The 18,658-nt window shown below is 69.8% G+C and carries 15 protein-coding genes and 3 pseudogenes; 5 read left to right on the top strand and 13 right to left on the bottom strand.

The features are described from left to right. Nucleotides 1-34: 34 nt before the first annotated feature. Complete coding sequence (locus ACH4F2_RS32110; protein ID WP_398136269.1) at nt 35-1,249, bottom strand: NmrA family NAD(P)-binding protein; 1,215 nt, start codon at nt 1,247-1,249, stop codon at nt 35-37. A gap of 214 nt (nt 1,250-1,463) precedes the next feature. Between ACH4F2_RS32110 and ACH4F2_RS32105 the strand changes: the two are divergent. Then, nucleotides 1,464-1,601: pseudogene (locus ACH4F2_RS32105) on the top strand (HNH endonuclease); the annotation flags it as partial. A gap of 101 nt (nt 1,602-1,702) precedes the next feature. On the opposite strand, the gene ACH4F2_RS32100 reads toward ACH4F2_RS32105, so the two are convergent. The 7 genes and pseudogenes from ACH4F2_RS32100 to ACH4F2_RS32070 form a co-directional block, all read right to left on the bottom strand. Next, nucleotides 1,703-1,933 carry a recombinase family protein gene (locus ACH4F2_RS32100; RefSeq protein WP_398136268.1) on the bottom strand — a complete coding sequence of 77 codons (231 nt, stop codon included), beginning with the start codon at nt 1,931-1,933 and terminating at the stop codon, nt 1,703-1,705. Nucleotides 1,934-2,351: 418 nt separating this feature from the next. Further along, nucleotides 2,352-2,996, bottom strand: a complete 645-nt coding sequence (locus ACH4F2_RS32095) for a transposase (protein WP_398136267.1) — start codon at nt 2,994-2,996, stop codon at nt 2,352-2,354. Nucleotides 2,997-3,092: 96 nt separating this feature from the next. Beyond that, nucleotides 3,093-3,794 (bottom strand): response regulator, encoded by a 702-nt coding sequence (locus ACH4F2_RS32090; protein ID WP_398136266.1) that lies wholly within the window; start codon nt 3,792-3,794, stop codon nt 3,093-3,095. Next, a complete protein-coding gene (locus ACH4F2_RS32085; RefSeq protein WP_398136265.1) occupies nt 3,791-5,032 on the bottom strand; it encodes a sensor histidine kinase in 1,242 nt (413 codons plus the stop codon). The genes ACH4F2_RS32090 and ACH4F2_RS32085 overlap by 4 nt, the downstream gene beginning before the upstream one ends. Before the next feature lie 95 nt (nt 5,033-5,127). Next, nucleotides 5,128-7,341, bottom strand: a complete 2,214-nt coding sequence (locus ACH4F2_RS32080; RefSeq protein WP_398136264.1) for an MMPL family transporter — start codon at nt 7,339-7,341, stop codon at nt 5,128-5,130. Between the two features lie 190 nt (nt 7,342-7,531). Continuing rightward, nucleotides 7,532-8,061 (bottom strand): annotated as a pseudogene (locus ACH4F2_RS32075) (DUF4158 domain-containing protein); the annotation flags it as partial. 388 nt (nt 8,062-8,449) lie between these two features. Further along, on the bottom strand, nt 8,450-10,042 hold the full coding sequence (locus ACH4F2_RS32070; protein WP_398136263.1) for a hypothetical protein: 1,593 nt from the start codon (nt 10,040-10,042) through the stop codon (nt 8,450-8,452). A 267-nt stretch (nt 10,043-10,309) separates the two neighbouring features. Here ACH4F2_RS32070 and ACH4F2_RS32065 point away from each other — a divergent pair, with 267 nt between their 5' ends. Then, nucleotides 10,310-11,119, top strand: a complete 810-nt coding sequence (locus tag ACH4F2_RS32065) for an alpha/beta fold hydrolase (RefSeq protein ID WP_398136262.1) — start codon at nt 10,310-10,312, stop codon at nt 11,117-11,119. Nucleotides 11,120-11,249: 130 nt separating this feature from the next. On the opposite strand, the pseudogene ACH4F2_RS32060 reads toward ACH4F2_RS32065, so the two are convergent. From ACH4F2_RS32060 to ACH4F2_RS32050, 3 genes and pseudogenes are all read right to left on the bottom strand, one after another. Then, nucleotides 11,250-11,441 (bottom strand): annotated as a pseudogene (locus tag ACH4F2_RS32060) (hypothetical protein); the annotation flags it as partial. Between the two features lie 1,475 nt (nt 11,442-12,916). After that, on the bottom strand, nt 12,917-14,011 hold the full coding sequence (locus tag ACH4F2_RS32055; protein WP_398136261.1) for a barstar family protein: 1,095 nt from the start codon (nt 14,009-14,011) through the stop codon (nt 12,917-12,919). Nucleotides 14,012-14,135: 124 nt separating this feature from the next. After that, on the bottom strand, nt 14,136-14,294 hold the full coding sequence (locus ACH4F2_RS32050) for a hypothetical protein (protein ID WP_398136260.1): 159 nt from the start codon (nt 14,292-14,294) through the stop codon (nt 14,136-14,138). Between the two features lie 282 nt (nt 14,295-14,576). Between ACH4F2_RS32050 and ACH4F2_RS32045 the strand changes: the two genes are divergently transcribed. Further along, nucleotides 14,577-15,314: a dienelactone hydrolase family protein gene (locus ACH4F2_RS32045; protein WP_398136259.1), complete on the top strand. Its 738-nt coding sequence runs from the start codon at nt 14,577-14,579 to the stop codon at nt 15,312-15,314. Nucleotides 15,315-15,392: 78 nt separating this feature from the next. On the opposite strand, the gene ACH4F2_RS32040 is transcribed toward ACH4F2_RS32045, so the two are convergent. After that, nucleotides 15,393-15,710 (bottom strand): hypothetical protein, encoded by a 318-nt coding sequence (locus ACH4F2_RS32040; RefSeq protein ID WP_398136258.1) that lies wholly within the window; start codon nt 15,708-15,710, stop codon nt 15,393-15,395. A 2-nt stretch (nt 15,711-15,712) separates the two neighbouring features. Then, nucleotides 15,713-16,159, bottom strand: coding sequence for a transposase family protein (locus tag ACH4F2_RS32035; RefSeq protein ID WP_398136303.1), 447 nt, complete (start codon nt 16,157-16,159; stop codon nt 15,713-15,715). Between the two features lie 139 nt (nt 16,160-16,298). Between ACH4F2_RS32035 and ACH4F2_RS32030 the strand changes: the two genes are divergently transcribed. Together ACH4F2_RS32030 and ACH4F2_RS32025 are read left to right on the top strand one after the other, a co-directional pair. Continuing rightward, a complete protein-coding gene (locus ACH4F2_RS32030) occupies nt 16,299-17,717 on the top strand; it encodes a HEAT repeat domain-containing protein (RefSeq protein ID WP_398136257.1) in 1,419 nt (472 codons plus the stop codon). After that, nucleotides 17,714-18,379 carry a HEAT repeat domain-containing protein gene (locus ACH4F2_RS32025; protein ID WP_398136302.1) on the top strand — a complete coding sequence of 222 codons (666 nt, stop codon included), beginning with the start codon at nt 17,714-17,716 and terminating at the stop codon, nt 18,377-18,379. The genes ACH4F2_RS32030 and ACH4F2_RS32025 overlap by 4 nt, the downstream gene beginning before the upstream one ends. The last annotated feature ends 279 nt before the right edge of the window (nt 18,380-18,658 follow it).

The raw sequence follows: 18,658 nt of genomic DNA, 5'->3' as shown, positions 1-18,658 counted from the left end.
TACGGCCACAAGGCTCACGGAACCAGACTGGAGATCAGGGCTGCGTGAGAAGGTTCTCCTTCGCCCACTGGGCGACGGTGAGTCCGGGACGCCCGAGGACGGTCTGGACGTCGTCGTGTTCCCGCACCTCGAAGGGCAGATTCCCGGACGAGGCCAGACGCATTTTCTGGACTGCGCTCTCGAGGTAGAGGCCGGTGCCGTGCTGGGGGATCTGCCGGGCGGCCTCGGCCAGGAAGTCGGCCCCCTGGTCCGTGCAGGTGATCTCCGTCCCGAGGGTGTCCGAAAGCACTTCGGCGACCTGGCGGCCCGACAGGAGCTGGGTGCTGAGCCAGTAGTTGGCGCCGCCGTGCTTCTCCGGTCCCTCGCGAAGGACTGCAGCTGCGACTGCGGCGATGTCGCGCGCCGCGACCCAGCCCTGCTGGGCTTCGCCGAATTGGATGGTGAAGGAGCCGGTCTCGGTGACCGGAGGGTTGGTGGCCAGGGTCGTCTCGATGATGTTGTTGGGGTGCAGGTGTGTCCAGGCGATCCCGCTGGCCTCGATGTAGGTCTCGAGGAGGTCGTGCCAGGTGTAGTGAGGCACCGGGTCCCGGCGGGAGCTGAAGACGCCGGAGTGAACGATGTGCTTCACGCCCGCGTCGGCGGCAGCGTCAACGAATGTCTTGCCCTGGAAGAGCATCTCGGCGGTGTACGTGGTCAGGAGGAAGACGCTCTCCACGCCGTCGAGTGCTTCGGCGAACGTCGTGGGGTCGTTCAAGTCGAACGCCAGGCCGTCGCGGCCCTCGGCCCGCCAACGCTCGGCGCCCTGGGGGAGGTTCGATGCCAGTCGAACCGTGAGGCCGCCGGAGTTCGCGTCGAGCTCGCGCCCCTCGCGACTTCTTCTGGGCCGCCAACCCCTCAGCATCGCGTCGCACATCGTGAGCGCGTCACGGTAGGCGGCGAAGCAGCAGTCCAGCCGCTGGAGCCCGACCCGCAGCCCTCGCTCGGAGGGCAGTGCGGGCCCGTGGGCGTGCCGCATGCCGGGCCGAACCTCGGTGACCCACGCTTCGATGACGACCGGCGTCCACTGCCAGATGGTCAGCACGCGGCGTCGCTTGGGCGGCAAGCCCTTCTTCGCCTTCCGGTGGGGCACCATCAAGGTGCCGTAGTCGCCGAACTCCCGGCCGTGCGGGTTGGGGTCGAAGTCGACCTCGTCGAGCATGCGGGTCTCGTTGCGGCGCAGGCCGTAGCCATAGGCCGTCTTGAGCAGCACCGCGTCCCGGAAGGCCGGCAGTCAGCCCTTGCGGCCCTTGCCCCGGACGGGCATCACACCGGTGCAGTGCAATTTCCCGGCGGCCGCCGCACACGAGAAGGGATGCATCCTGAAGAAGAACAGCCACCCTGAATGGCCGGTGCAGCCATGGCCGTCACGCTGCTCGCCGGAACCGGCCCCGCCCAGGCAGTCCCGCTCTCTCGCGTCAGCGTGATCGGCCCAACGCCGGGAGGCGTACGCCAACGACCAGGGCGCGGCCGCCGGCTTGGGCGCGGTCACCGCCCGCTCGAACCGGTCCAAGGCCGATATGGACCCTACCGAGTGGCTTCCCCCAGCGGAGCAAGCGCACTGCCCGCCGTGTTCTCTGTCGTGCTCACCGGGCTGGCCCTGCGAGCCGTCAACGTTGCGCGGGACGTCACCTTCCAGGACCGCGACCGTCTGTCCTGGTCCCTGTCACCTCCCGGGCAGGGGTCCGGCGAGTATCTCCAGGACCAGGCCGTGGGCGGTGAGGTGGTCGGCGAGCGCGGTGAGTTCGGCGGCGACACGTCCGAGGCGCTTCATCTCGTACACGGTGAAGATGACGCGGCAGTGCGGGGCGGGGGACTTGATCTGCCGGGCGAGCGCGAGCGCGGCCTCGAACTGGGGGCGGACGCGTACGCGGGTGCTGATCCTGTCGGAGAACACTTCGTCGCGCGGGATGCCGTGCTCGGCGAGGACGTCGAGCTGGGACTGGAGTTACTGGGCGTGCGTCGAGCACCGAGCGTACCCGATGCGGATGTCGGCACTCGGGGTGCCCGGCGCGAGGGCGAGCGGCACGGCGAGCCGGGTTCGGCTCGGCAGCGCGGGCACGGGTGGCACTCGACGTCGTCAGCATCGTTCGGGAAAATTTCTTGCGGCGCCGTCATGCCGGTGGATGCTGTCAAACATTTCTCAGAAGTACCCCGGAGCCCTTTGAGCTCGTGACCCGATCTTGATAGGGCCTTGTCGGGGCGTCGCCGGCAGATCGGGGTGCAGGCCAGAGAGAGGAAGGCGTCGTTGAGTTCGGTGCGGTGTTCCGATCGCACGGCGGGGGTTTGAAGTGGTGGGGCAGGGCGGAGGTCTGCTAGACGATGCAGCGGGGTTTGCCCAGGCCTTTGATGTTTGGGGCGCCTTTGTGGGAGATGACCGGCAGGGTGCGGCGCTTGCGCAGTGCGTCGCGGTTGGGGTTGGAGTCGTAGCTTGTCGTCGGGCAGGGCATGGGGGCGTCTGCGTGGACGGCCGGTGACGGGCGGGGTACCGTCGACCAGCGCGAGGGCCTGAGTGATGTCGTTGGCGTTGGCCGCGGTGGTGATGGCCTTGAGCGGGGTGCCGCGCCCGTTGCAGATCTGGTGGTGTTTGTTGTCCGTCTTGCGCCGGTCGACCGGCGACGGACGGGTGTCGGCACTCCCTTTTTGGCGCGGATGTGGGAGCCGTCCATACACGCGCGAAACCGGTCGAGCTCGTCGGCAGCGTTCAACTCGGTGAGCGAGATGCGGTGGAGTTGGTCGAAGGCGTCGGCGTACTGCCAGTGTTCCATGCGGTGCCAGCAGGTCTGTCCCGAGCTGAACCCCAGCTCCAGGGGGAGCAGTTGCCAGGCTATGTCGTTGTGGAGAACGTTCAGAATGTCCTGCAGGTGCAGTCGGTCGTTCACCGGACGCGGCTCCGGCGCCCGTTCGGGCCGGGGAGGCAGCAGCGGCTCGATCAGCGCACACAAGTCGTCGTCCGTCATCCACGGCCGAGTACTCATATCCTCACGAACGGCCGAATCACCGGCGCCGAACTCCCGACCGGTCACGCACGGCCAGGACATCTCAACAACATCGTGTTACGAGTTCTGTGCCTCGGCGGGGGTGCCGTTGTCCCTTCCCGCCTGCACCAGGCCCGTCTGGTACGCGATGACGACGAGCTGTGCCCGGTCGCGGGCGTTGAGTTTTGTCATCGCGCGGTGGATGTGCGTCCGTACCGTCAGCGGGCTGACCACCAGCAGCTCGGCGATCTCCGCGTTGGACTTGCCCTCGGCCGCCAGCGCCATCACTTCCCGTTCCCGTCCGGTGAGGTCGGCGAGCCGTTCCTGGGGCACCAGGTGGGTGCCGACCGGGGAGGTGAGGAAGCGGGTGATCAGGGTGCGGGTGGCGCCGGGGGAGAGCAGCGCCTCCCCGGAGGCCACCGTGCGAATGCCGGCCAGCAGGGCGTCCGCGGTGACGTCCTTGCCGAGGAAGCCGCTGGCCCCCGCCCGCAGCGCCTGGGCGACGTAGTCCTCGGTTTCGAAGGTGGTCAGGATCAACACCCGGGTGGTCGCCAGCTCCGGATCGGCGCAGATCGTCGCGGTGCCGGACAGGCCGTCCGTCTCGGGCATGCGGATGTCCATGAGCACCACGTCCGGGTGGTGGGTACGGGCCAGCTCCAGCGCCTCCGCCCCGTCGGACGCCTCCCCGACGACCTCCATGTCCGGGCAGGAGTCGATCAGGATGCGGAACGTGGCCCGCAGCAGGGCCTGGTCGTCCGCGAGCAGCACCTTCACGGTCATGGAGACTCTCCTTCGATGACGGCGGACGGTTGAAGTGGCAGCGCGGTGGCGACCTCGAAGCCGCCCTCGGGGCGGGGGCCCGCGCACAGGTCGCCGCCGATGGACTGGGCGCGCTCCTGCATGCCCCGCAACCCGAAGCCGCCGGACGTCCCGTTGACGGCGGTGGCGGTGGCCGGGCCGTCATTGCTGACGGTGATGAGCAGCCGGGAGTCGGCGTAGGTAAAGCTGACGTGGGCGGTGCGTTCGGGGGCGTGCTTGGCGACGTTGGTAAGGGCTTCCTGCACGATCCGGTACGCGGTCAGGTCCACGCCCGGCGTCAGCGGGCGGCGCACACCCTCCTGGTGGACGACGACTTCCAGGCCCGCCGAGCGGTAGGAGTCGATCAGCTCGGGAAGGCGGGCGAGTCCCGGCGCCGGTTCCAGGCCCTCGCCTTTGGGCCGGTCGTCCTGGCGCAGCAGGCCCAGGGTGGCCTTGAGCTCGCGCAGCGCCGAGGAGGTGGTGCCGGTGAGGTCGTCGAGGATCTTCCGGCTCTGCTCGGGGTTGCTGCGCGAGAGGTAGGCGGCGGTGCCGGCCTGGGCGTTGGCGAGGGCCAGGTGGTGGGCTACTACGTCGTGCAGCTCGCGGGCGATGCGCATGCGCTCCTCGGTGACCCGTAGCCGGGCCTCCTCCTCCCGGGTGCGTTCGGCGTGCTCGGCGCGGGACTTGACCGCTTCCAGATAGTCGCCGCGCAGCCGGGCCAGGCTGCCGCCGACGAGGGGCAGGGCCATCCAGAACACCGGGCCGATCACGGTCAGTACGGGGGAGAGGTCGCGCATGCCGTCGGAGAACAGGTTCACGGTCAGCAGGGCCACCGTGACGACGAGCGCGTACAGGCGGACGGTCCGGCGGTCGCACAGGATGGCCAGCCAGTACATCGCGGCTAGCAGCGGGGCCAGCAGCATCGGGGTGAGCAGGTAGCCGCGCGCGATCGCGGCGATGGTGACCCCGGCGACCACGACCACGACCGTGCGGGTGTGGGTGCGGTACTTCAGCAGGACGAAGCAGGACAGGCCGAGCATGACCTCCAGCGACTTCCCCGTGTCCGGGCGGTTGACGCCGGGGAAACTGAGCTGGGTGCCGAAGAAGGCGCAGCCGATGAGGGCCAGCACCATCATCACGTCCAGGATGCGGGGGAAGCGCGGGAAGCGCGACGCGTACTGTTCCACGCGCTCGGTGTAGCGCTCCAGGCTGGTGCTCATGGTCGGCTCTCTCGGTGAGGGGCTGTCATCCATGGTGGACGATGCGAAGCCGCCCGGGTCGCTGGGGCGACCCCGGGCGGCTCCTGCGCACCCGGTCAGGTGCGGGCGAGGTCCTTCTCGGCCGGTTCCGCCTCGGGCTCGGTCGGGCGGGTCAGGGCCTCGCCCTCCACGTCGACCCGGGGCAGGATACGGTCCAGCCACTTCGGCAGCCACCAGGCCCGCTCGCCGAGCAGGGCGAGGACGGCGGGGACGATCGCCATCCGGACCACGAAGGCGTCGAGCAGGACGGCCGAGGCGAGGCCGAAGCCGATCATCTTGATCATGGCGTCGCTGTCCCCGATGAACCCGGAGAACACCGCGATCATAATCAGCGCGGCGGCCACGACGACCCGGGCGCTGTGCTGGAACCCGGAGACCACGGCCTGGGCGGGCCGCTCGCCGTGGACGTACGCCTCGCGCATCCGCGAGACCAGGAAGACCTCGTAGTCCATGGCGAGGCCGAAGACGATGCCCACCAGGAAGATCGGCATCAGGCTCATGATGGGGCCGGTGGTCTCCACGCCCAGCAGGTCGGCGCCGTGGCCCTGCTGGAAGACCACGACCACCGCGCCGAGCGAGGCGAGCACCGAGAGGAGGAATCCGACGGCCGCCTTCAGCGGGACCAGGATCGAGCGGAAGACCACCAGCAGCAGGATCACGGCGAGCCCGACCACCACGAGCAGGTACGGCACCAGCGCGGACTGCACCTTCTCGGAGATGTCGATGTTCATCGCGGTAGTGCCGGTGACCTCGAAGGTCGCCCCGGCCTCGGACTCGATGCCGGGCCGGTCGCCGCGGATGGTGTTGACCAGGTCCTTGGTCTCCTGGTCGGTCGGCGCAGTGGTGGGGACGACGGAGAAGACGGCCGTGTCACCGGATTCGTTGAACTGGGCCGGGGACACCGACACCACGCCCTCGGTGCCACCGATGCGCTCGGAGACGGTCCCGGCCGCGGCCTTCGGGTCGCCGGCGTCCTTGGCGTCCACGACCACGGTCAACGGGCCGTTGAAGCCGGGGCCGAAGCCCTCGGCGAGCGCGTCGTAGGCCCGCCGCTGGGTGGTCTCCGTGGACATGGCCTCGTCGCCGGGCATACCGAGCTGGAGGTCGGTCATCGGCAGCGCCAGGGCGCCGAGGCCCGCGACGGCCGCGAGCAGCACGGGCAGCGGGCGGCGCAGCACGAAACTCGCCCAGCGGGTGCCGCCGTTGACCTTGCGCGTCCCCTGCGGCGTACCGCCCGCTCGGCGGGCCTTGCGGTCCTTGCGGGTCAGTACGGCGTTGGGCCAGAAGCCGAGGAAGGCCGGGACCAGGGTCAGCGCGATGAGGACGCCGACGACGACCGCGCCCGCAGCGCCCAGGCCCATCTCGGTCAGCATCGGGATGCCGACGACGGAGAGACCGGCGAGCGCGATGACGACGGTGAGCCCGGCGAAGACCACGGCGGAGCCCGCGGTGCCGGTGGCGAGGGCGACGGCCTCCTGGGGCGCCCGCCCCTTGGCGCGCTCCTCGCGGTAGCGGAAGACGATGAACAGGGCGTAGTCGATGCCGACGGCCAGGCCCAGCATGATCGCCACGGTGCTGGTGGTGTCGGTCAGGCCCAGAGGACCGGCCAGGGCCGTGAGGGCGAACAGGCTGATTCCGACGCCGATGAGCGCGGTGAGCAGCGGGAGTCCGGCGGCGGCCAGCGAGCCGAAGGTGATCAGCAGGACGACTGCGGCGACGGAGATGCCGATCGCCTCGGCGGTGCCGCTGGGTCCGCCCATCTCCTGCATGGCGTCGCCGCCTGCCTCGACGGTGAGCCCGGAGTCACGGGCGTGCTCGAGCGACTCGTCCAGGTGACTGCGGCTGGCGTCGGTGAGTCCGGCGGCGTCGACCTTGTAGGTCACGGTCGTGTACGCGGTCAAGCCGTCCTCGCTGACCGCACCGGACTCGTACGGGTCGACGGTGCTCGCGACCTGCGTGCCGTCCCCGAGTTCGGCTATCGCGGCCTCGACGGCCTCCTTGTTCTCGGTGGCGGTGACCTTCTCGCCGTTCGGCGAGACGAAGACGACGCGGGCGGTGGCGCCGTCGGCGGCGGCGCCGGGGAACCGCTCCTCCATCAGGTCGAAGGCTTCCTGCGATTCCATCCCCGGCATGGAGAAGGGTTCCTCCTCTGCCTCCGGCGCGGTCATGCCGGCGAGTCCTACGGCGACCAGCACGGCGGCCCAGACAAGGGCAACGGTCCAGCGTCGCCTGAAGGCCAAGCGGCCTATTCGATACAGAAAAGCAGCCACGGGGAGGTCTCCACATCCGGGTCTCGAAGGTGCCTCCAGACTCCTGAAGAGGGGGGTGTCCTGTCGTCGTCCGGCTGCCGACACTGCACGGTACTGAATCCGCAGTACTACGCCCTCCGCGGGTCCCACCCGGGGATGAGAGCGGGTCGGCCTCAGGTCGCGGGTAGGCCCGCGGGTCGCCCCACTTGGAGGAGTTCTTCAGCCGCTGATTCGCCGCCTCCCGCACGACAGCCACCAGACAGGCCAGCGCGGTCACGCCTGGCAGCAGCACCCGTCGCTCGTGCAGCCACCCCACCGCAGCGTCGAACAGCCCCTTCGGGCCCTCCCGGGTCAGCGCGTCCACCCATGCCCGCAACTCCGCTTCCACCTCGCGTACTTCGTGTACTCCAGGACCTCGCGCAGCTCCCACACGTGCTCGAACCGGGTCTTCTCCCTCTCGCCGTCCGTCTTCAGCAGCGAGACGTCCGCGATGCCGAGCTGCTCGGCGAGGTAGTCGGCGACCTTCGCCGGGATGGCCGTCGGGTCGTCCAGGAACACCCCACAGGTGGCGCCCGGTCGTCAGATGGGCGGCGAAGCCCAGCCGGTTATGGGACCGACCGACGCTTGAACTTGATGAGAACCCGGTCCGCGTCGTCCGGGAAGAAGAACCGCTCCAGCTCGGCGCGCCGGCGCCCCGTCGTACGCCGAACGCATCGCACGTGGCGACAGCCTTCGCGCCATCGCACGCGACCTCCAGCTCAGCCGCGGCACAGTCAACCGCTTCGCCGCGCCGCCGAAGGCGAGGAGCTTCTCATCGCATCCCTCCACAGGCCCACCCTGATCGACGACTACCGTCTCTCCCTGCACCATCGCTGGATGGAAGGCTGTACCAACGCGTCCGCCCTTACGCGGGAGATGCAGCGGCTGGGCTACCGCGGCGACGTCAACACCGTCCGACGGCACCTGAAGCCCTACCGTAGAACGCGTACGCTTCCTGTACTGGGTCACGGCGCTCCGCACCGTGGTCGTCGTCGCGTACATCGAGGTCTGAAGCGTCGTGGCCCGGCAGAGCCGGGCCATGACGCCCCACACGACCACCTGTCGGTCCGCGCCCACCCGTCCGTCGCGGCTATGGACGGTCGTCGAGCCAGCTCAGCTTGTGCCCGTACAGGACCCGCTGGCAGTAGTCCGTGCCCCCCGGGTCACCGGCGCCCGGGTTGTCCGTACAGTCGTCGGCCGTCCCCGGGCGGTGCTCGGAGACGGACCACAGGCGTCCCGTGCCGCGCTCGACGTACAGGTCCTCCGCGCCGCGGGCGGTCGGGACGGCCTGGCCGTCCTGGACCAATTGCCCGTTACTCCACTTGTAGCGCCATAGACTGCCCGGCTCGTCCGTGCCCTTGGACTGGTTCACGTACAGCGTCCCGTTGTACGCCGCCGCGCCCTGGGCGCCGCCGCTGGTCATCGGCAGGTAGTTGGCCCAGCCCTGAGCGGGCACGTCGGCCGAGCGGCCCGACAGGTCGGCGACCGCGTAGGAGGCGACGCGCCCGGTGGAGGGGTAGCCGCTCTCCGGGCGGCAGTACTCACCCATGATCAGCCGGTCCGGGACCGTGCTGCGGTCCAGGGAGATGTACGAGGCCTTCGGGGCACCGGTGGAGACGCAGGCGTAGGAGCCCTTGGGGTTGCTCTGGGTGGCCTTGAACTTCCACGCGGCGACCTGCGGCATGACGTAGCGGTAACCGAAGCTGTACCAGACGTTGTTGTGCCGGCCGACCTTCGTCTTGTCCTGGACGTCGGCGGTGGTCTTCACGCCGTCGGTGTCGGCCCCCATCGCGTCGTTCGTGCTCGCGTCGCCGTCCGGGTTCAGGTCCATGATGTAGCGCATGTCGAAGACGCGCAGGCCGTTACGGGTGTCCGCGACGTAGAGGTAGTTGCCGTACCAGACGATGCCACCTGCGTGGACGCCCTTCTGGATCGGGTACTCGGAGGCGTGCAGCCCGTCGAAGGAGATGTGGTCGGCCGAGTTCACATACGTCCAGCCCAGCAGGACATGCCGGTACTTGACCTCGGGGCTGCCGGTGGCCGGATTCGTGCGGCTCTGCACGAAGGTGACCCGGACGCCCTTCTGGTTGCAGGCGTCGTTGTCCTCCAGTTCGCCGGCGGTGCAGTCGCCCCCTGGGTTCGGGTCGTCCTCACGGCCAGGGTCCCAGCCGTCGTACGAGGCGAACAGCTGGATGTTCCCGGCATCGCCCCACAGCTCGTTGTCCTTCGCGTCGGAGACGCCGCTGAAGCCCTGCGGGACCCATTCGCGCGAGACGGAGTCGTCGTTCTCCAGGCAGTACTTGAGATCAGGGTCCGGCGCGGTGCCGAACGGGTCACGCGAGCACCACGGCCGGGCGTCGCGGTTCGCGCCGGCCAGCAGGTTCTGCACGCCCATCTTGGGCAGCACCGAGTCGAGGCGGGTCACCCGCCGCGTGGTCTCGGCGTTCATCGCGCCGGGCGACAGCGTGAAGTCGCCGGGCGATGCCTCTCCGCCTGGACCGGTCCAGGCGCGGGCCAGACCGGGCGTGGGCGTCCCCTCGGCCGCTCGGGGCTCCTGGATCCAGGAGTCCGGCACGTCCGGCGGGAGGTCGTCTGCGTGACCCGGCACCGAAAGGCCGGTGAACGCGATCGCTGCCGCCGCGGCGGCGGTGAGCCAGGCACAACGTATTCGACTTCTCAGCATGTGGGGGGAGTCCTCCGTTGCTCGCTCGACACTTGAGTCGAACGGAGGGTCCCAAAACAACCGTTCGAGCGCAACGTTGATTAACCGTCAGCGCGGAGTGCGCTCCCGCCGCGTCCACCGGCCACGCCATGTCCACGGCCCCGGCGAGACCGTCGTGGAACCGGCCGAGCGGCTCGCCCTGGCGTCCGGCCGCCGGCGGCGTTGCGGGCACCCTGGGCACGCCGGCAACTGGTCGGGAGTGTTGTCGGCCGGACGGGGCCTGGAGCGATGGGCTACTACGCGGATCTTCCTGGGGTCAGGACCTGGTACGAGGCAGAAGGGGACCGGGACCCCTTGGTCCTGCTGCACGGCAGCTTCTGCACCAACGACACGTGGGATGCCCAGCTGGCCGAGCTGACCGCCGCCGGCTACCACGCCTTCCTGCCGGAACGCCGGGCGCACGGGCACACGCCCGACGTGGCGGGCCCACTCACCTACCAGGACATGGCCGACGACACCGTGGCCTTCCTGGAGACCGTGGTGGGAGGGCCTGCGCACCTGGTGGGGTGGAGCAACGGGGGCATCATCGCGCTGCTCGTCGCAGCCGCCCGACCCGACCTGGTCCGCGAGGTCGTGGCGATCGGTGCCGACTTCCGCCCCCGCTCCGAGTGCTTTGCCGCGCCCGGGATGCTGGATGAGATGACGCCGGACAGTGCCGACCTGCAGTTCTTCCGCGAGCTGTACGAGTCCGTGACCCCGGACGGCCCGGACCACTGGCCCGTGGTGGCGGCGAAGATGACCGACATGTGGCGCACCGAGCCGACGCTCACCACCCAGGACCCGGTCCGCGTCGTCGCGCCCACCCTCGTGCTCGTCGGCGACGACGACCTGATGACGCCGGAGCACACCACCGCCCTCTACCGGGCCATTCCGGAGTCCCGGCTCGCCGTGGTGCCCGGAGCCTCCCACCTGGTCCCCCTGGAGCAGCCGGACCTGGTCAACCGGCTGATCCTCGAGCACCTGGCCCAGGACGCGGTTGAGACGATGATGCCCGTCCGGCGAGCGGCGACCGCAGGGGCGGACGCGCACACCCGCTGACGCCGGCGGCGCGGCGGAGCCGACCCCTGCCACCCTGCGCAACCACCGCGACCGCTTCCTCGACGACCACTCCTGGGGCCGCCACCGCTACGGAGGCCACCGCTAGGCGGTTCCATGTCACCGCTCTCCCTCAGCCGACGGTGACGACCCGCGCCCAGGGCGGTGGGGTGTCCGGGATGTAGTCCGGGTCCTCCTCGTTCACGGCGCGGGCGGGACGGGGGAAGAGACCGACGACGGTGCGGCAGGGCGGCTGCGCGGAGGGCCACGGTGCCTGACCGTCCGTCAGGGCGACGATCACGTCCGGGCGCGGTCGGCGGCGGATGGGAAGACGTACGGGACACCAACATCGAGGGTCTCGGCGACGATGAACCTCCCGGACCACAGGCCAGCCCTGGTGCGACCGAAGATCACACGACTCGCCTCCCGGATCTGAACGTGCGCTGTCACGTCACCGCGGCCGACAACTTCCTCACATGGCTCACCGGCGAAGGGCTCACGCTGGGAATCTGCACAGCGCATAGGACGCGACGAGCGGCCCATCACCCACGAGGTCCTCAACGAACTGCCCTTCCAGGTGGATACCGCCAGCGGCATGCCACTCTCGCCGAGCCAGAACAGGGCCGGCTCCAGCCCCGCATCCGTCTCCACGAGCAGCCGCCGACGTTCGTGCGGGCCCAGGAGCCGGACGTCCACGCGCCGCTTGGCGAGCGCACCGGTGGTGTAGCGGGCGGTGTTCGCCCTGGCGCGGTCTCCACGATCAGCGGGCGACGGATCTTCTCGTAACGGCCTTCAGCCTGTGCCTCTTCCACCACGGCGGCACGGTCGTGCAAGGCGTAGTCGGTCAGATCCCTCCGGACCGAGGCGGGAACGTAGATCAATCCGGCTGAGTTCCGCTTGGCGATCGCGCCCGGGAGCCAGAACCTGCTGTATCCCGCTGGCCCGGGTCCGGTGGGTGCTTCCCACTCGACCAGGTGAGCCTGCTCGGACAGGCGCAATCCGGTGCGGGCCATGCAGTCACAGAAGGTGGCGTTGCGCTCGCTTCATCGCCCCCGAAACCCAGCCCGAGGGCGCCCGTCGAGCCCATAGCCCCGCACCCTGACGTCTCGCCAGTGGCGGTAGGACACGGCTGGCAGCCATTCGATGCGCTCGCCGCCCTGGTCATGGGCGTAGGTTGCCGGCACCGTCTGGCTGTCCGGCCTGCGCGGGCGGGGAACCTGATGCCCCAACCGGTCCCTGCGTGGCCGCTGTGGGATGGGCGCCTCGCTGACCCACCCTTCGACAGGGCGTGGAGGTAGAACTGCTGGAGATGTGACACCTCCTGGCTCCACGTACCGCTGTCGACCCAGGGACCGCGCATGTCACGACGCCGCCAGTGGTGGTAGGCGAAGTGATCGGCCTCGGTGGCGCCCCGCCGTCCCTTTCCGTCACGGTTCGAGTGCAGGAAGTTCAAGAACCGTTCCAAAGCCGACGCGCTGTTGTTCTGGCTGTTGAGCGGGCCCTCCAGGAAGTCCACCTGATGGAGGTACGAGTTCAACCGGATGTCGTAGACGAAGGCGAGAGGAGGTACGGAGTGCCGTCGGGAATGCCCAGGTCATCCAGCCATCGCTCCCACTCGGTCGGGCCAAGGCGCAGGTAGCCTGCGGGTTCCACCGGCTCGGGCGGATCCTTCGTGGTGAAGTGGGTTGACCAGGTTCCAAGCCGCAACACTCGCGGACCGTAGGCCATCGCGGCCAATGACACGGCGCGCAAAAGTCAGAACCGTCGGACAGAGTCGATGCCCGGCGGGCGGACAGCAGCTCACGCCAGGGTGACGTGCATGCCGCCCTGGGCCAGGACATCGAGGACCACGCCGAACAGGTCGTAGGGCTGGCCGTCCGGTGTCAGGGCCTGGGACAGGTGCTCGCGCGCCGTCGCGGCTTCGCGCCAGAGCAGGGTTGCGGGGGCGGTGTAGCCGAAGGTGCCGCGCAGGCAGTCGTCGAGGGCGGCCAGACAGCCGCCGAAGTAGCCGCCCGGACCGTTCACCGCCTCGCCGAGCGCCAGGTAGAGGCCCGGTTCGTCGGTGACATGTCGGCCGTCGAGTTCGTAGGCGTGACCGGCTGGCCGGTCACGGTGGGAGCGCCGGCAGGCCCGCTCTCGGACGAGGTCGAGCCAGGCTCCGCGGCGCCGGGTGCCGAGGCTGGCCCAGGCACCCTGGGTGTCCGGCGGCCCGGCGAACCACCGCTCCCAGATGGGCCGGGCGTATTCGGGAACGGGCGTGAAGAGCTTTCCGTCGAGCTCCAGGTCGATCCGATCCGTCCCGTAGGAGGATGGGCGCCAGGCGCTGACTCTGGCCCAGAGCAGGCGTTCGGTGAGCGGCTCGCCCTGGTCGTCCTGTATCTCCAGGGCGGCCTGTTCCAGGTCCAGCGCCCGCCGGGTGCCCTTCGTCAGTGCCGCCCGTAGCTCATCACCCTGGGCGAGTCCCCGCAGGACGAGCGGGGGCGCCGACTGTTTGGACGGCAGGACGCGGCCGAATTCACTGCAGGAGCCCAGCCAGCGGTGCCCGTCGTGCACGCGAACTTGGCCCCTGTGTCCCTCGGGTGGGCCTTCGTAGTCGTCCAGGCCGGTGAGTACGAGACTGTCTGTCCCCAGGGGCCGACCTACGCTCTCCGCGTCCTCCAGCAGCCAGGGATCGAGCGTCTCATCGTCCGGCACCAGCCACACTCGGTCGCCGACCCAACCGCGCACTTCTGCCTGTGGAACCCAGCCGAACAGCTCGTAGGCCCCCCGCTGAGGCTCCCCGAACAGCCCTTCCACCTCGGCGCAGACGCCCCAGGCATGCCCGTGCTCGTCCTCAGCCAGCGTGTACCGCCCGCGCCCGCGATGGCCCTTGTCTTCATGCACGGTGGGAATCATGCCGGGACCAGGTTTCCGCGGCGAAGGCATTTCTCGCGTAGTCGGTCGCGATGCCTCAAGGCAGCTGGTCATTGACCACCCGTACACAAGCGATGCAGGAGCGGGTCGGGGTGTCGATCACTGCTCAGAAGCTGTTGGAGGTCTCGGAGGCCAGATGCGTCTCCGGGGTCGCGGTGGCGATCCGGTGGGCCACGGCGGAGACGATGTCGCCGGCGGCGTCCAGCACGATGATGAACGCGCAGACGCTGGCGAGGCTGAGCGCCGACTTGATCCAGTTGGCCATCCCGTGCCAGCCCGCGAACCGCGCGTGCCGGACGTCCTCCCACCGCCGAGCCGACGAGTTCGCGGATTCTCGGGGTGGAATCGCGGGGAACCGGAGGGGGGAAGTGGCACCCGCTGGCGGAGTAGCTGACGGGTTGGGGTGTGACCGAGGTACGCGCCAAAGGGGAGGTGATCTTGAAGCGCTGATGGCTCGGCCTCCGCGTTTCAGAGGGACACGCGCGCTGTTCTGCCAGCGGCAGAACAGCGGCCGGGCCGGGCTCGACGATCACTACAGTCCAGTCTCATGACGGCGATTACGACGCGTACGGTCGAGTACCAGGCGGACGGTTTGACGATGATCGGGCACCTCGCGCTCCCGGCCGGTAGCGACCGCCGGCCCGCGGTGTTGCTCGGACCAGAGGGCATGGGGCTCAGCGACGTCGAGCGTCGCCGGGCCGATGCTCTCGCCGAGCTGGGATACGTAGCGCTGGCCTTCGACCTTCATGGCGGGCGCTATTTGGGCGACCCCGAGGAGATGCTGGCCCGTTGCCTGCCGTTGCTCGCTGATCCCGACCGGATGCGGGGCATCGGCCATGCGGCGCTCGACGTGCTGCGCACCGAACCGCGGACCGACCCCGACCGGATCGCCGCCATCGGCTACGGCACCGGAGGCGCCGTCGGGCTGGAACTCGGGCGCGGCGGCGTCAACCTGCGCGCGATCGGGACAGTCAACGCACTGACCACGGGTCGACCGGGCGAGGCAGCGCGCATACGCTGCCCGGTGTGGGCTGGGGTCGGGTCGGAAGACCCGATCATGCCGTCCGCGCAACAGAACGCGTTCACCGCCGAGATGCAGGCCGCGGGCGTCGACTGGCGCCTCGCGGTCTACGGTGGCGCCTTGCACGCCTTTCATCACCCGTCGGTCGACCACCCCACGGTCCCCGGCGTCGGCTACCACCCACAGCACGCGCAGCGAGCCTGGCGCGACGTCGTCGATTTGCTCGCCGAGTGCCTGCCCGTGACGGAGGATCTGGAAGCATGACCCAGGCAAACAGCCTGGCGCCGGGCATGGTCCGCGCCGTGCACTGACAGTTCCCTCCCCTCAAGTCCGCACAGCCGATCAGGCTTGGGTGGGCTCTGGCCCGAATCGGTGGGGGTGGGCTGCTCTGACGTACTTCGGTGCGGTCGTGTCGGAGATCCCGAAGACCCGCATCAGGTGTACGGGGTCGGCAGTTTCGTGTGCCTCATCGAGCAGCCGGTCGATGCGGAGCTTCCGGGGCTGGATACCGAGCTTTCTGAACACCAACCGCAGCCCGTCCCTGGACACCGGACGGCCGTTGGGGTCGACCGCGGTGACCTGCGTGACGATCAGGTGCGGATTGGTGCTGCGGGGCCAGTGCTCAGCCCGTGCGCGGAGCCAGTCGCTCAGGAGCTTCATGGTCAGTTCGTCGAGATAGACGACGTGATCACCGAAGCGGCGGCGGACGACCAAGCGCCCTGCCGGACGGTCGAGGCCGGTCCGCCGCGGCTGGCGTTGCCGGGGATCGGGCGCAGGTTGGTGCGTAACAGCGTGGTGCACCGGCTATGGCGAAAGGTCAGGTCCGGCATCTGCTCGGCGAACGTCTTCTTCGGGCAGTCCGAGTTGCCGCAGAAGAACCGGCGAATCTGCAAGTGAAGGACGGTCTGCTGGTTCGATATCGCCGTGTCGGGCATCTTCCGCTCGTAGCGGCTGTGTACCCGACCCGACACCGTGAGTGATCGCCGCCGTCGCCGACCGGCACTTCGGCCTGCCTCTGGTACACGGCGCGACGCGGGGGTGAACCAGCACAGCTGGAAACGCCACACCGGCGGCAGCGACGGCGGCTCACATTTCCTCGACCAATACATGAACAACCGGCCCATGGCTCAGCGGTGACGTGCATGCTTTGCAGGTGCCCGGGCTCGGGCTCGCGGCCGTTGTGTTGACCGCGCTGGAGCCGACCGCTCTCAGGCGGCGATGTCAGTGCCCTCCGGCATAGTGCCGTTCATGATCAACGATCTGGAGAGCATCGACTGGGCGTCGATGAGCCATGCCTACGGTCCGGCCGGCGACGTTCCGGTGGGGCTGCGGTCCATGGTTTCACGCGACCCCGAGGTGCGTGAGAAGGCGCTCGGCGACTTCTACAGCGCCGCCCACCACCAAGGTGACGTGTACTCGTGCACGGTGGCCAGTCTGCCTTTCCTGTTCGCCCTTGCCGACGAACCCGCGACCCCTGACCGTGCGTCGATCGTCGAGCTCCTGCTCAGCATCGGCCGTGCAGCTGCCGAGCGCAGCGACGGCATCCACTTCGCTCCGGACGGCACCGAATCGACGGCCGGTGCGGACAGCGTCGCGTTCATGCGCGAACGCGTCGACACCTTCATCGCCTGTGCCGCGGACCAGGATCCGCGCATACGGTGTGCCGGTATCGAGGCGGTCGGTCTCTTCCTGGACGACGCCGACCGGGCGGTAGCACTGCTGCGGGACCGGCTGCCCAGTGAGGACCAGACCGCGGAGCGCGTGCGCATCGTCCGTACGGCAGCCGACGTGGCGCTGCGGCTGCCGGCCGCGCGGGCCGCCGCCACGGCGTGGCTGGACGCCCTGGCCGAGGAGAGCACCGGGGAGGCCGACATCCGCCTCGCCGCGCTCGTCCACCAGGCCCGCTGCTCCGCCGCGGCCGTCGACGCCGCCACCGTGTCCACCGCGGTCGATCTGCTGCGCCGACTCACACCCGCGCCGGCGCCGCAATCCGACGGCGAGGGGTGCCGGGGCAGTTCCGGAGCATGCGCCTGCACCGCCGAGGCCGAAGCCCCGTCGACCCAGGATGCCCCGCCGCAGATCGCCGCCGCGTTCGCCGACCTCGAACGGCACAACCGCGTCCACGCGCCCACCACGCCCCTCCTGACCACCTTCCACTCGGTCCTCGATACGCGCCTGACCGAGCGCACCGCCCTCCTCACGGAACAGCTCCGCAGCAGAGACCCCGGCACCCGCTACGACGCGATCCGCATGGCCAAAGAACTGATCACCTCCTGGCGCGGTGACCACACCGGCCTGATCCGGCTCCTCGCCGCGTGCCTGCTGCCCGAGGACCCTTACACCGCCGCGGCGGCGGCCGAGACTCTCGGCTCCCTCGCGCCCGTCTCGGAGCCGGCCCGCGAGGCGCTCGCCGCCTACGTCGCCGCCCACGAACCTGGCGTGTGGGGGACGCCGAAGCCGTTGCTGCGCCGTACCCACCAGGAAGCCGTCATGGCGCTGGCCCGACTCGGGGATCTCCGTGCCCTGCCGAGTCTGCTCACCGCACTGGACACCGGCATCGACACCTGGCGCGCCGTGCAGGTCTGCGTCCTGCTGCCGACGAGATGGCGCCGCGGCTGTCCCGGCATCTCGCCCAGGTCGACTTCACGCAGCAGTGGCCCGCCATGAGCGCCGGCGCGCTGATGTCCGCCCTCGCCGAGCTGGGCCACCCGGTGGCTGTTCCCGCACTCACCGACGCCGTCACCACCGCGGTCAGGTACGAGCAGTGGCGCACTGCCGCTTCCGCCGTGAAGGCACTCGCGTCCTTCGGTACCTCGGCCGCACCGGCCCTTGATGTCGTACGGCCGCTGGCAGACGCGGACGACGTGGACCTCCGCGCGGCTGCTGCTGCACTGTGGGACCTCGGACGTGATGCGGCCGGTGCCCTACCGCGACTGGAACGCCTGCTCGGCAGTCACCAGCGGCACGATGCCGCCGATGCCCTCGGTCGGATCGGCCCGCCCGGCGAGGCCGCGCTGCCCGGCCTGCGGAAGATGCTGGACTCCGGGTACGCGTGGACCCGGGTCCACGCCGCGGCAGCGCTGTGGGACATCGCGGGTGAGGCAGAGGCGGCAGCGGTCGTGCAGACGCTGCTGGCCGCCTGGGAGGAGAACGACTACACCTCCTCCCACGTGCTGGCCTGCCTGAACCGGATGGGGTCGGCCGCGGCACCAGCCCTGCCCCGCATCCGGGCCGAACTCGCCCTGTCCCGCCGTGGCCGCTCCCGAAGCCTCGCCTGTGACGAGGAGGTCCAGCACACCTGCCACGCGATCCTGGCGTCGAGAACGTAGACATTCGTGGCCTGCCCCGCGGTGCCGCCGAGCCGCTTGCCCGGCGAGCTCGGCAAGGAGCGCCGTTTGGCCGCTTTTTGCCGAGCCCGGCACCGAGGTCCTCGCACCCCCCTGTTTCGTATGATCCTTCTTTGCTGCGACCGGTGAATGCGGACAGTGGCGCGAAGCGGTGAGCGCGGCCCGAGGACGATCTCGAGCCAGACCTTGTTCTGGGCTGTGGTGTGGAGGGGCAGGTTGCGCAGGCCGGTGGCCCGGGCGGCCCGGATCCGGTCCTCCGCC

Source organism: Streptomyces sp. NPDC017890 (assembly GCF_044328675.1).
In the GTDB taxonomy this organism is placed as follows: Bacteria; Actinomycetota; Actinomycetes; order Streptomycetales; family Streptomycetaceae; genus Streptomyces.
The sequence above is the reverse complement of the archived record's forward strand: the minus strand, read 5'-3'. Positions and strand labels throughout refer to the sequence as shown.

Bases quoted from the DNA above. Each gene is read 5' to 3' on its own strand.
- ACH4F2_RS32095 (WP_398136267.1), bottom strand. From the start codon at position 2,996: ATGACGGACGACGACTTGTGTGCGCTGATCGAGCCGCTGCTGCCTCCC.
- ACH4F2_RS32090 (WP_398136266.1), bottom strand. From the start codon at position 3,794: ATGACCGTGAAGGTGCTGCTCGCGGACGACCAGGCCCTGCTGCGGGCC.
- ACH4F2_RS32085 (WP_398136265.1), bottom strand. From the start codon at position 5,032: ATGAGCACCAGCCTGGAGCGCTACACCGAGCGCGTGGAACAGTACGCG.
- ACH4F2_RS32070 (WP_398136263.1), bottom strand. From the start codon at position 10,042: ATGCTGAGAAGTCGAATACGTTGTGCCTGGCTCACCGCCGCCGCGGCG.
- ACH4F2_RS32065 (WP_398136262.1), top strand. From the start codon at position 10,310: ATGGGCTACTACGCGGATCTTCCTGGGGTCAGGACCTGGTACGAGGCA.
- ACH4F2_RS32055 (WP_398136261.1), bottom strand. From the start codon at position 14,011: ATGATTCCCACCGTGCATGAAGACAAGGGCCATCGCGGGCGCGGGCGG.
- ACH4F2_RS32050 (WP_398136260.1), bottom strand. From the start codon at position 14,294: ATGGCCAACTGGATCAAGTCGGCGCTCAGCCTCGCCAGCGTCTGCGCG.
- ACH4F2_RS32045 (WP_398136259.1), top strand. From the start codon at position 14,577: ATGACGGCGATTACGACGCGTACGGTCGAGTACCAGGCGGACGGTTTG.
- ACH4F2_RS32040 (WP_398136258.1), bottom strand. From the start codon at position 15,710: ATGAAGCTCCTGAGCGACTGGCTCCGCGCACGGGCTGAGCACTGGCCC.
- ACH4F2_RS32035 (WP_398136303.1), bottom strand. From the start codon at position 16,159: ATGTATTGGTCGAGGAAATGTGAGCCGCCGTCGCTGCCGCCGGTGTGG.
- ACH4F2_RS32030 (WP_398136257.1), top strand. From the start codon at position 16,299: ATGATCAACGATCTGGAGAGCATCGACTGGGCGTCGATGAGCCATGCC.
- ACH4F2_RS32025 (WP_398136302.1), top strand. From the start codon at position 17,714: ATGAGCGCCGGCGCGCTGATGTCCGCCCTCGCCGAGCTGGGCCACCCG.